Below are 12,103 nucleotides of genomic sequence, written 5' to 3'. Positions count from 1 at the left end.
GTGAGCGATCAATTTCGCGTGCTCTCACCGGAAGCCAGCGAGCTGCAGCCCATTTTGAACGGTCTGTTCGGTGAATATGCCGCCCGCTATGGCGATTACTTTTCTCGCGACGCTGAAGTGGAACTGACCGAATGGTATCTGGCGCCGCAGGGACTTTTTGTGGTACTGGAGCGCCGCGGCGAAATTATCGCCACCGGGGCTTACAAACCTTACGACAAGGACACCGCCGAGATTAAGCGTATCTGGACAAAAAGCAGCCTGCGTCAGCAGGGGCTGGCGGCGCGGGTGGTGCAGGAACTGGAACGTAGAGCGCTGCTCGCAGGCTACAGCCGGATTTATCTGACCACGGGATTTCGCCAGCCGGAGGCCGTCAGACTTTATTTAAGCCAGGGCTACGATCCGCAATTTGATACGACGCGCGATCCCGAAGAGTACAGCCTGCCGCCGTTTGATGGACGACTGCGCTTTACCAAACTGCTGACTATTGCCGGTCAGGCCAGAATCGCCTGAGGAGAGAAAATGAAAACGACAGATAGCATTAGAGTCGTACCGGCACGTTATCCCATGCGTACCGTAGGCGCGGTCATTGCCTTATTTGCCCTTGCGGTAATTCTCCAGTCCGTGGCGTTTAATCCGCGCTGGGAATGGAGCGTGTTTGCCCGCTGGTTCTTTGATCCGGTTATCTTGTCCGGCCTCGGGCAAACGCTGTTACTGACGCTGATCGGGACGCTGTTGAGTATTGTCATCGGCGGTCTGCTGGCGTTGGCGCGGCTTTCATCTTCCTGGCTGTTGAACGGTCTGGCATGGGGGTACATCTGGCTGTTTCGTTCGTTACCGCTGATTGTGGTGCTGATCGTTTTGTACAACTTCTCCTATCTGTACGACACGTTGACGATTGGTATTCCGTTCACTCCCATTCAGTGGGGAAGTTTTGAGACCATCAATGTACTCGGTCAGTTTTCCACTGCGGTGGTTGGCCTGACGCTGGTGCAAAGCGCCTATACCGCTGAAATTATTCGGGGTGGATTTTTAGGGGTCGATCACGGTCAGTACGAGGCAGCGGCAGCACTGGGCTTACCAGCAGGGCGACGTACGCTGCGGATTATTCTACCGCAGGCGCTGCGCACCATTTTGCCTGCTGGATTCAATGAAATCATCAGCCTGGCGAAAGGGACGGCGATGGTATATGTGCTGGCAATGCCGGAGCTGTTCTACACCATCCAGATGATATATAACCGCACGCAGGAAGTGATCCCGCTGCTGATGGTGGGTGCGGTATGGTATCTGGTGATCACCAGCGTCCTGTCGTTAATTCAGCACCTGGTTGAACGTGCGTTGGCACGCAGCGAACGACGTTCAGCGATCAACACAGCCCGGGTGAGTCGTGCAGAAAAACGCAGTCGTCAACGTCCACAGCAGGAGGCCGTCCATGTCCCGCTCGCCTGAAGGCCATATTTCTATTACCGGCGTTAGCAAATACTTTGGTCGCCACAAAGCGCTGGATAATGTGTCGCTGGAGATCCCTCCCGGTACGGTAACGGTTATTCTTGGCCCGTCCGGTTCTGGGAAATCCACACTCTTGCGGACCATCAACCATCTGGAACGCGTCGATGAGGGGTTTATTCAAATCGATGGCGATTACATTGGCTATCGTCGGCAGGGAGATAAGCTATATGAGCTGAAAGAGGCGGAAATTTTGCGCCAGCGTGTTAACGTCGGCTATGTGTTCCAAAACTTTAATCTGTTCCCGCACTTAACGGTTCTGGAGAATCTGATTGAAGCGCCCATTGCGCACGGACTGGCAACGCGTAAAACCGCCACCGAGCGGGCATTAACTCTGCTTGATGCGGTAGGGTTACGGAATAAAGCCGATGCCTGGTCGCGTCACTTATCCGGAGGTCAGCAGCAGCGTATCGCTATTGCCCGTGCGCTGGCGTTAAATCCGCGCGTCATGCTGTTTGATGAGCCTACATCTGCACTGGATCCTGAACTGGTCGGTGAAGTACTGGATGTCATTAAAGCGCTGGCGAAGTCGGGAACCACGCTGGTTGTGGTAACACATGAGATTGGCTTCGCCCGGGAAGTGGCGGATCAGGTGGTGTTTATGGTCGATGGCAAAATCATCGAGCAGGGCAGCAGCGAGCAGGTGCTGAATCATCCACGCCACACGCGCACTCAGCAGTTTTTGTCGAAAGTGCTTTGAGACACATTGCGGCACAAGGCTGTGCCGCACAGAGGTTACAGAGTGACGACGATTTTGCCTACCTGGCCGTTGGCTTCCATGTATTGATGTGCTTCGACGATATCATCAAAGGCAAAGGTTTTATCAATCAGCGGTTTGAGCTGGCCAGACTGCAATCCTTCAAAGATAAACCGTTTCGCCCGCGCAAGTTTTTCTGCGTCCGTGGTGATTTCGAAAATTTCATAGCCGCGGAAGGTCAGATGGCGACCGAGTATCTCAATGACCGGGATAGAAAGGTCACGTGAATCAAGCGAACCATACTGGAAAAAGAGCCCACCGGCTGGCATCACTTGGGCAATTCTTGCCACCGCTGGGCCACCGACCGGATCGAACACCACGCGGGTTCCTTTACCCTCAGTAATCCGCTGAATCTCGGCCACCAGATCCTGCTCCTGGCTTGCAATAACCTCTGCCGCGCCCAGTTGCAGCAGCTGATCACGTTTCTCACTGGTCCGTGTCATCGCAATCGGTTTTGCTCCCCGCATGTTAGCAATCTGAATTGCCGCCAGTCCGACGCTGCTGGAAGCAGCATTGATCAGCACGTTATCACCGGGCTTAATATCCGCATATTCAACCAGCGCACCGAAAGCGGTCACATACATCATCCAGCTGGCAGCAGCCTCGGTAAAGCTCAGGTTTTGTGGATGCTTTACGACCGCGTGAGCGGGGGCATTAACGACTTCACCATACATTCCATATTGATGAAAGCTGAATGCCGGGATGACGCTAACGTAATCGCCAGGTGCAAACTCACGTACGTTGTCTCCCACTGATTCAATGACTCCGGCAGCTTCATAACCCAGTCGCGCCGGGAAATTAGGTTGGTAAATATACTGTCCGGTGCGGTACATAACTTCCGCACGGTTGATACCAATAGCCCGCACGCGGATCTGAACCTCATTTGCATCAGGCGCGCGAACCTGCATCTCCTGAATCTTCAGGACTTCAGCGCCACCAATTTGATTAAAAACTACAACCTTAGACATAGCAGACCTCAGTAAATTGTTCTGTATTGGGTCTGCACAATTTAACGACTCAGATGAGAGTGAAAAACCGTTGTTGCGGAACTTCACTATTACTTATTTTGTAATAATCCCTGAAGCCGCGGTTTTTGTTGACTAAAAAGTTCGCATAACCAGTCAATGAATACCCGAACCCGAGGGGCGAGATGACGTCTGTCCGGGTAAAGCACCGAAACTGGTTTTGATTCTCCGGTATAATCGGCCAGCACCTCAACAAGCTGGCCTGACTGAAGATAGGGCGCAAGGACAGCATGAACGCCACGTATAATGCCGAGTCCAGATAAGCAGCCGGTCAACAGAATATCGGAGTTATCAACGCTTATCCGCCCTGCGGGGGTGAACGATTCGGTTTTACCTCTATTGACGAAGGTCCATTCCAGCGCTTCGCGATGACGCTCGCTAAAAAAGTTAAGCGCCTGGTGTCGGGATAAATCCTCTGGTACCTGCGGCACCCCCTGTTTTTGCAGATAATCCGGTGAAGCACAGGTCACCATTTTGACCTCACCAAGCCGCCTGGAGATCAAGGTCGAATCTTGTAGCTCGCCAATACGGATCATGCAGTCGATGCCTTCGGCAAGCATATCGATTCTACGGTCGGTGGAGGTGAGTACCATCTCGATGTCAGGATATCGCGACTGGAAATCTTTCAGCGCAGGAACTAACACGGAGTGCGCCAGCGACAGAGGTGCATTAACCCTGAGTTTTCCGCGCGGCGGGCGGGCAGGTGAAAAAGAAGCCATGATGTCATCAACGTCACTGAGCAGGATTTTTGTGCGTTGGTAAAAGGCATCACCTTCTTCTGTCAGACTCACTTTACGAGTCGTGCGGTTAAGCAACTTTGCCCCCAGATCGTCTTCAAGATGTTGGATAGCTTTGGTGACCGCAGGGCGGTGCAGGTGTAACACATCTGCGGCTCTGGCAAATCCACCTTGCTCAACAACCTGTACAAAAATGTTCATGTATTCAAACATACTGGAACGCATTGCTTATTCTCTCCCGGTATTCGACCATTGTTATTATGAAAGTAATAATCATGTCTGCATAGGTTGCCGAATGCTGCTCTACACTTAGGGTTTTAACGTTGGGGGTTGCAGCATGATTAAGGTCTATGGGGTACCGGGCTGGGGATCGGCCATCAGTGAAGTGATGTTCACCCTGGCGGAGATCCCTTACAGCTTTATTGATGTGGACGGTTTTGACAGCGATGGTCCTTCGCGGGAGTTGCTTAAAACAATGAATCCACTATGCCAGGTGCCCACGCTGGTACTGGAAAATGGCAGCGTGTTGACGGAAACGGCGGCGATCGCGCTGATGATCCTCGATCGTCGCCCCGAACTTTCACCACCCGTTGGACACGCCGAACGCCAGCAGTTTCAGCGTCTGCTGATATGGTTGGTGGCAAATGTCTATCCCACGTTTACCTATGCCGATTATCCTGACCGATGGGTACCGGACGCCCCGGCGCAGTTGAAAAAGAACTGCATTGAGTACCGTAAATCCCTCTATATGTGGCTGAACAACCAGCTAAGCGCCGAGCCGTACGCATTTGGGGATCAGCTAACACTGCTGGACATTTACATTGCCGTTATGCGCACCTGGGGACCAGGGCATGACTGGTTTCAGGACAACACGCCGAATATTAGCGCCATCGCCGATGCGGTTTGTCAGCATCCGAGGCTGCGTACCGTACTGAAAAGCAATAAGATTATTTGAGTAAAAAACGCTGTTCCGCAGGAGTGCAAATCCCGGAACAGCGGGCGAACTATCGCCATAAGTTTTAAATTACGCGACAGAAGGGGTCAGCGTAATACGATCCAATGGACCCACGATAAACAGATAAGAAATCAGACCAATCAGCCCCATCGAACCGACGTACAGAATGGCGTAATCAAAAGACTGGGTATTCGCCAGAATGATGCCGATCACCAGTGGCGTGATGATACTGGCCATATTGCCGCACATATTGAAAACGCCACCTGCAATACCGAGCACTTCTTTTGGCGAGGTATCGCTAAGTACGCACCATCCCAGATTGCCAAAACCTTTGGCGAAAAACGCCAGACTCATCGCCGTGATCACCACAAATTCTGACGAGGTGTAGTTGGCGATAACGATGACGCAGGAAAGCAGCATTCCGCAGATAACCGGCAGCTTACGGGCAATCGTCAGGCTGTAGCCGCGCTTTAAAAGCCAGTCGGAGAAAACACCGCCTAATAATCCACCGATAAAACCGGCAATGGCAGGGATACTGGCGACAAACCCCACTTTGAGGATCGACATGCCTTTCGCCTGATACAGATAAGTAGGGAACCAGGTCAGGAAGAACCAGGTAATGGATGTCACGCAGAACTGTCCGATATATACGCCAATCATCATGCGGTTGACGCAGACGCTTTTAATTTGCGCAAAGGTAATCTTCTGTGGTTCTTTTTTATTACCCAGCGACGGTTCACCACCGCCTTCCCGAATATAGTCAATTTCCTGCTGGTTCACCTTTGGATGATGCATAGGGTCTCTTACTTTGACCAACCAGAAGATGCCAAGAATAACGCCTATTGCCCCAATGTAATAAAACACAAAGTGCCAACTGAGATTATGCAAAATAATCGTCATTAGCGGCGTAATAATCCCTAACGAGATATATTGCGCGGCCTGATAGACAGAGGTAACAAAGCCCCGTTCGTTATTAGGAAACCACTGCACGCTTAATCGGCTGTTGGCCGGAAAGGCCGGAGCTTCAATCGCACCCATCAGTAATCGTAAGATAATCAATACGACAAGCGGGCTGGCGTACAGATAAATGGTGCCCTGAAACATAGTGACCAGCGACCAGCCAATCAGTGCGCAGCCGTATACCAGACGCGAGCCATAGCGATCCAGCAGCCAGCCGCCGGGGAGTTGCATAATGACATAAGAAATACCGAAGGCAGAAAAGGCCAGCCCCATTGCTTCAGGATCAAAACCTAATTCTTTGCTCATAATCGGCGCCACGACGGATAACGTCGCGCGATCAGCGTAATTAAATACGGTCGCAAGAAACAGAAATATCAGAATGCCGTAACGCACTTTTGTACGCTTTATTATTGTGTTCATCACCCACTCCTTTCATAAGGTTGAGAGCGTTTTTGTAGGGGAGGATGGCGGGTATTGCTTACCCGCCAAATTAATTAAGGACGTTTGCCAAACTCGCAGGTTAATTGCGTCCAGCGGCGCGCCTGCTCGCTGATGCTGAAGCCCAGACCGTGACGATCGGAAACCCACATCCGGCCATCGCGCAGCTCAAGTTGTTCGTTAAATAACGGGTTCAGCCATTCAAAATGCTCCAGCCATGGCTCAAGCGGATAAGCGGCGGACAGATGCAGGTGAACTTCCATAGCGAAGTGTGGAGCCAACTTGCGACCATGTTTAGCCGCCAGGTCCATAATTTTCAGGAACGGTGAAATCCCTCCCACACGCGGTGCATCGGGCTGCACAAAATCGCTGGCATTGCCGAGGATCAGCTGTTCATGCTCGCGGAAGCTGGTCAGCATTTCACCGGTGGCAATCGGGGTATCAAGCGCGGCGGCCAGTTGGGCGTGGCCCTCAACATCGTAGGCGTCCAGCGGCTCTTCAATCCAGATTAGATTAAACTGCTCCATTTTACGTCCCATACGGATGGCGGTTTCCCGATCCCACTGCTGATTGGCATCGACCATTAGCGGGAAGTCATCCCCCAGCGCTTCACGCACCGCGGTTAAGCGGCGAATATCCTCGGCGCAGTTTGGCTGACCAACCTTGAGTTTGATACCACCAATGCCGTTTTCACGGGAAATAACCACGTTTTTTAGCACCTGATCCAGCGGCGTATGCAGGAATCCGCCGGAGGTGTTGTAGCACTGCACGGAGTCCCGATGCGCGCCAAGCAGTTTTGCCAGCGGCAATCCTGCACGCTTGGCTTTCATATCCCATAATGCGATATCGATAGGGGAGATGGCTTGTACCGCCATGCCGCTGCGCCCCACGGAAGCGCCAGCCCACAGCAGCTTGGTGTAGATCTTGTCAATATCGTTTGGATCTTCGCCTAACAGGTTATCGGCAATTTCTTTGGCATGCGCATAGATTCCCTGGCCGCCAGCCCGCTTGGAGTAACTAAATCCCACGCCTTCAAACCCGTCGCGGCTGCGGATCTCGGCGATGATTATGGCGACTTCAGTTAGCGGTTTCTGGCGACCGGTGAGCACTTTGGCATCGCTCACGGGTGTTGCCAGAGGAAGGAAAGCCAGAGACAGTTTTACCCATTCAATACGGTCACCGGTTTCTGCTGCGGTTTTAGCGTTAGCCGATTTGGCATAGGTCACGGCATCGGAATTGGCACTTAAAGACATATTGTTCTCTCCTGGTGATAACAAATGATTGCGCTATCATTTTTAATGTTAGCGCAATCACTGTGCCAGCGAATTGACTGCGATTTGAACAATTGCTCACAAATTCAGAGAGATAAGGGTGGTAAATTATAAACGACGTCACATTCCAGTACTTTATGGAGAAATGCACAAATCATTGTGATTGCGCTATCATTTTGAGTGGCGATAATTAACTAAGCTGCTGTTTTCCCTGCGTTATCACTGAGCAACGCTGGCAATAGCCAAAATCATGATGAATAATGCCAGGATAAATCAGCGATTTTTGACAAGGGCATCGACAGTGAAAAATCCCAAACCACCGCGCGCTCCCACGCTGGAAGATGTTGCCCGTACCGCGGGATTGTCACCCATGACGGTGAGCAGGGCGTTGAATACCCCGCAGCTGGTGCGCCCGAAAACGGTTGAAAAAGTGATGCAGGCGGTGCGCGCCACCGGCTATATTCCCAACGCACTGGCTGGGGGACTGGCGTCGCGTCGCAGCAAGCTTATCGCCGTGGTTATTCCGCAAATTAACAACAATATGTTTGTCGATACCATCCAGTCATTAAGTGATGAACTGGCAGAACGCGGATACCACATTTTGCTTTGCGTGTCGGGTTATACACCGCAAACTGAGGCAGAGCTGGTGGCGACGCTGCTTTCTCGTCGCCCGGATGGTGTAGTACTCACCGGTATTCATCATACCGCTGAGCTGAAAAAAGTGATTCTTAATGCGGCCATCCCGGTCGTGGAAATCTGGGATTTAACCCCAACACCCATCGATATGCTGGTCGGTTTTTCGCATGAAAAGGTCGGGCAAGCGGTGGCAGACTATCTGCTGAATAAAGGCTATCGACGTCCGGGGTTGTTATGGACTGCCGATCGCCGGGCGGGACAGCGTAAACAAGGACTGTGCGATGCGCTGAGACGTCATGGTGTTGCGGCTGACGCACAGGTGGATGTTCCGCTTCCGGCCTCTCTGGCATTGGGACGCTCTGGATTAACGCAGCTATTGGCGGATCGCGAGTTTGATGTCATTGTCTGTAGCTCTGATACGCTAGCCCAGGGGGCGATCATGGAAGCCGAAAGCCGTGGTCTACGCGTGCCGCAGGAGTTAGCGATTATCGGTTTTGGCGATCTCGATTTTGCCGCCAGTAACCGACCTGCGATCACCACCGTCAGCGTCGACCGACGGGCCATTGGACAACGTGCCGCTTCACTGCTTGCCGATCGTATCGAACAAATTCCGCGTGAAGACGATATTATTGATGTCGGTTTTCATCTGGTTGAACGAGAGTCCGCATAAGTTACCTGCAACCCAAAACAATAAGGAATCTGCTATGCCGCACGTTGATATTAAATGTTTTCCTCGCTCTCTTACCGACGAACAGAAAACCGCCCTGGCGGCGGATATTACCGAGGTTATTATTCGTCATTTGCAAAGCAAAGACAGTTCAGTCAGCGTGGCGCTCAATGAAGTTGAGCCAGAGGCGTGGCAGGCCGTGTGGGATAAGGAAATTGTGCCGCAGATGGCGAGATTAATTAAAAAACCTGGCTACAGTATGTAAGAAAAAACGGGCGGATTTCCGCCCGTTATCGTTGTGCTTATGGCGTAACGATGTTGAACCAGAATTCGAATTTATCCATATAGCCGAGCATGGCATCAAGCTTGGCGCCGTCACCGGTTATCTTCACGTCACCGCTGTCTTGTGCTTGTTTCAGCGTCACTTCCTTGAGGATGATTTTGTTCAGCGTATCGCGATTAAGCGTGATCGTAGCATCGGCATCTTTCGCTTCGGCATTGGCGGTATGGTTCAGGACGCCATTCTCCAGCTCAAGCTTATATTTACCGCCATCACTGCCAAGATCGATGTTAAACACCGACTTCGCATCACCCGCTTTTTGTCCGTTAATATGCACTGCCAGATAATCGAAGAACATTTCCGGCGTCATAGCACGAACGGTATCCGGGCTGGCGGTATTCGGGGTTGGGCCTTTGACCACGCCGTTACGCAGCTCTTGCGCGCCGGTCAGGTAGAAGTTACGCCACGGGCCGGATTCAGCCTGATAACCCAGTTGCTCAAGCGCATCTGCTTCCAGATTACGTGCGGCCTGGTTATTTGGATCGGCAAACACGACTTTGCTTACCACCTGTGCCACCCAGCGGTAGTTGCCCTGGTCATAGTCGGCTTTTGCTTTCTGCAAAATGTCGTCCGCACCACCCATGTAGTCGACAAATTTCTTCGCAGACTCTTCCGGCGGCAGCTCATCCAGCGTTGCCGGGTTGCCGTCAAACCAGCCGAGATAGAGCACATAGGTCGCTTTTACGTCATGGCTCACGGAGCCATAGTAACCGCGGTTAGCCCAGGTATGTGCCAGTGAGTCCGGCAGCTTAAAGTTGGCAGCGATTTCATCGCGGGTCAGACCTTCGTTAGCCATGCGTAGCGTCTGGTCGTTGATGTAACGATACAGATCGCGCTGACTTTTCAGCAGGCTGACCACCTTGTCATTACCCCAGGTTGGCCAGTGGTGCTGCGCCATCAGCACTTCGGCTTTATCACCCCAGCGCACAATCGCTTCGTTGATGTATTTGGACCACGGCAGCGGCTCACGAATTTTGGCTCCGCGCAGGGAGTAGGTGTTGTGCAGGGTGTGGGTAACATCTTCTGCGGATTCAATCAGTTTCTTCTCTTCGATGTACCACAGCATTTCCGACGGTGCTTCGGAACCCGGGGCCAGCATGAAGTCATAGGTCAGGCCATCGATGACCTCTTTTTGTCCATCTTTCTCAATGATATTTGTTGGCGCAATCAGGGTAACGGTTCCCGCGGAGGTCGTGGTTCCCAGTCCCGCGCCGACCTGGCCTTTGGCATCAGGTTTGAGTAGGTTGCCGTACATGTAGCTCGCGCGGCGGCTCATGACGTTACCGGCCATGATATTCTCAGCGACCGCGGCTTCCATAAAGCCGGCTGGCGCATAAACTTTCACTTTGCCCGCTTTAACGTCGGCTTCATCGACAACGCCGCGTACGCCGCCGTAATGGTCAACGTGGCTGTGGGTATAAATCACTGCAACAACCGGTTTTTGACCGCGGTTTTTAAAGTAAAGATCCATTCCGACTTTGGCCGTTTCTGCCGAGACCAGCGGGTCAACAACGGTGATGCCTTCTTTACCTTCAATAATGGTCATGTTTGACAGATCGAGGTTACGAATCTGGTAAACGCCATCCGTTACTTCAAACAGCCCGCTGATGTTGATCAACTGAGATTGACGCCACAGGCTCGGGTTAACCGTATCCGGGGCTTTATCGCCTTCTTTGATGAACGCGTACTGCTGCGGATTCCAGATAACATTTCCCTGCTCGCCCTTGATCACGTCCTGCGGGAGTGGGGCGATAAAGCCTTTGTGGGCGTCGGTAAAGTCGGTGTTATCGGAGAAGGGCAGTTGATTGTAAAGCGCGTTGTTGGCTTGTTGCGTGGCGGCTGTAGCGTCTTTGGGGGCTTCAGCGGCCATAAGGGGAACAGAAAACGATGTGAGTAACCCAGCAAGTATAAAACTTTGTGCGATTCTATTAAGTTGCATCGTAAAACCTCTCTGACACTTCAAAAGTACAGTTGGGGATGCTGCTTTGACGGATAGCGTTTTGATTAGGTATTTGAGTTAGTGCAAGATTAACTATAATTCACATGAATGATTAGGCAAGGAAGGCAGAGTAATTTATCTAACTGGTTTTCCAGAAGTTTTAAGAAAAAAGTTGCGGATGACAGAGCAGAGCCGCCATCCGTTAGCATACTATCATTCACCAGCAGTAATAATTTTCCCGCTGGAGACAAATGTTCCGGCTCCAAGGTGATGCAGAGTATTGAGCTTGCCATCATCAAACTGCCAGCGTCCTTCCACGAAGGCTCGCTCATCAGCGGCAGCGGAGACCACTTCCCCAAACAGAGTGTCATATTTTTCCTGTGCCGCCGTGGCTGGCAACAGGCGACACTCCATCCAGGCCAGACATTTCGCTTCTATCAGCGGTAAACCTAGCACGGGTCCTTGCACCACGGGAATGCCGTAACAGTTGAATTTATCTTCCACGCGACCGGAAACGCTGCCTACGGCCCAGGTCCAGTTGACGGCGGCGATACCCGGAATAACGATGCCGAATTTACCGCTACGTTCAATGAGATCCCGCGACCAGGCGGTCTTATCAACAACAATTGCTACCCGCGGCGGCTCGAATTCAACGGGCATTGACCATGCCGCAGCCATCACATTTCGCCGCTCGGTATGCTCATCCCGGCTGGTTATCAATATCGTTGGGCCATGATTGAGTAGCCGGCTGGCATGTTTTAATTCGATCGGACGAAAATGGCTCATGGATGCTCCTTGGCTGAGAGATAACACACCACAATAAACATAGATATTAACGGTATTAGCGATTTTGTCGCCTCACAGGAATTAACAAC

General features: G+C 51.9%; 12 protein-coding genes. 6 read left to right on the top strand and 6 right to left on the bottom strand.

All coding sequences use genetic code 11. From position 1 onward, the window contains the following. The 3 genes from OGY10_RS12125 to OGY10_RS12115 are packed head-to-tail and all read left to right on the top strand — an operon-like array spanning nt 1 to nt 2,203. Nucleotides 1-510: a GNAT family N-acetyltransferase gene (locus OGY10_RS12125; RefSeq protein ID WP_003833076.1), complete on the top strand. Its 510-nt coding sequence runs from the start codon at nt 1-3 to the stop codon at nt 508-510. Between the two features lie 9 nt (nt 511-519). Further along, nucleotides 520-1,446 carry an amino acid ABC transporter permease gene (locus OGY10_RS12120; protein ID WP_008784820.1) on the top strand — a complete coding sequence of 309 codons (927 nt, stop codon included), beginning with the start codon at nt 520-522 and terminating at the stop codon, nt 1,444-1,446. After that, nucleotides 1,430-2,203, top strand: coding sequence for an amino acid ABC transporter ATP-binding protein (locus tag OGY10_RS12115; protein WP_008784819.1), 774 nt, complete (start codon nt 1,430-1,432; stop codon nt 2,201-2,203). The genes OGY10_RS12120 and OGY10_RS12115 overlap by 17 nt, the downstream gene beginning before the upstream one ends. A gap of 35 nt (nt 2,204-2,238) precedes the next feature. Here the strand turns inward: OGY10_RS12115 and OGY10_RS12110 are convergent, their stop codons facing one another. Together OGY10_RS12110 and OGY10_RS12105 are read right to left on the bottom strand one after the other, a co-directional pair. Beyond that, nucleotides 2,239-3,228 carry a zinc-dependent alcohol dehydrogenase family protein gene (locus tag OGY10_RS12110; protein WP_267439401.1) on the bottom strand — a complete coding sequence of 330 codons (990 nt, stop codon included), beginning with the start codon at nt 3,226-3,228 and terminating at the stop codon, nt 2,239-2,241. An 89-nt stretch (nt 3,229-3,317) separates the two neighbouring features. Continuing rightward, nucleotides 3,318-4,247, bottom strand: a complete 930-nt coding sequence (locus OGY10_RS12105; protein ID WP_020996394.1) for a LysR family transcriptional regulator — start codon at nt 4,245-4,247, stop codon at nt 3,318-3,320. A gap of 112 nt (nt 4,248-4,359) precedes the next feature. Between OGY10_RS12105 and OGY10_RS12100 the strand changes: the two genes are divergently transcribed. Beyond that, nucleotides 4,360-4,977, top strand: a complete 618-nt coding sequence (locus OGY10_RS12100; RefSeq protein ID WP_286576795.1) for a glutathione S-transferase family protein — start codon at nt 4,360-4,362, stop codon at nt 4,975-4,977. 69 nt (nt 4,978-5,046) lie between these two features. Here the strand turns inward: OGY10_RS12100 and OGY10_RS12095 are convergent, their stop codons facing one another. Both OGY10_RS12095 and OGY10_RS12090 read right to left on the bottom strand, forming a co-directional pair. Continuing rightward, nucleotides 5,047-6,357: an MFS transporter gene (locus OGY10_RS12095; RefSeq protein ID WP_218659242.1), complete on the bottom strand. Its 1,311-nt coding sequence runs from the start codon at nt 6,355-6,357 to the stop codon at nt 5,047-5,049. A gap of 74 nt (nt 6,358-6,431) precedes the next feature. Further along, the gene (locus tag OGY10_RS12090; RefSeq protein WP_032943493.1) at nt 6,432-7,628 is read right to left on the bottom strand and encodes an L-talarate/galactarate dehydratase; all 1,197 of its coding nucleotides are present in this window, start codon (nt 7,626-7,628) and stop codon (nt 6,432-6,434) included. 319 nt (nt 7,629-7,947) lie between these two features. Here OGY10_RS12090 and OGY10_RS12085 point away from each other — a divergent pair, with 319 nt between their 5' ends. Both OGY10_RS12085 and pptA read left to right on the top strand, forming a co-directional pair. Next, on the top strand, nt 7,948-8,952 hold the full coding sequence (locus OGY10_RS12085; RefSeq protein ID WP_234102874.1) for a LacI family DNA-binding transcriptional regulator: 1,005 nt from the start codon (nt 7,948-7,950) through the stop codon (nt 8,950-8,952). Between the two features lie 34 nt (nt 8,953-8,986). Then, nucleotides 8,987-9,214 (top strand): tautomerase PptA, encoded by a 228-nt coding sequence (gene pptA, locus OGY10_RS12080; protein WP_032943490.1) that lies wholly within the window; start codon nt 8,987-8,989, stop codon nt 9,212-9,214. 37 nt (nt 9,215-9,251) lie between these two features. Here pptA and OGY10_RS12075 read toward each other — a convergent pair whose 3' ends face one another. Further along, nucleotides 9,252-11,228 carry an alkyl/aryl-sulfatase gene (locus tag OGY10_RS12075; RefSeq protein ID WP_286576793.1) on the bottom strand — a complete coding sequence of 659 codons (1,977 nt, stop codon included), beginning with the start codon at nt 11,226-11,228 and terminating at the stop codon, nt 9,252-9,254. 213 nt (nt 11,229-11,441) lie between these two features. Continuing rightward, nucleotides 11,442-12,014 (bottom strand): flavin reductase family protein, encoded by a 573-nt coding sequence (locus OGY10_RS12070; RefSeq protein ID WP_048214173.1) that lies wholly within the window; start codon nt 12,012-12,014, stop codon nt 11,442-11,444. Between the last annotated feature and the right edge of the window lie 89 nt (nt 12,015-12,103).

Origin of the sequence: Citrobacter sp. Cpo148 (genome assembly GCF_030332375.1) — a bacterium.
GTDB classification, from domain to species: Bacteria; Pseudomonadota; Gammaproteobacteria; order Enterobacterales; family Enterobacteriaceae; genus Citrobacter; species Citrobacter portucalensis.
Note: the sequence above shows the minus strand (reverse complement) of the source record. Positions and strands in the feature narration are given on the sequence as shown.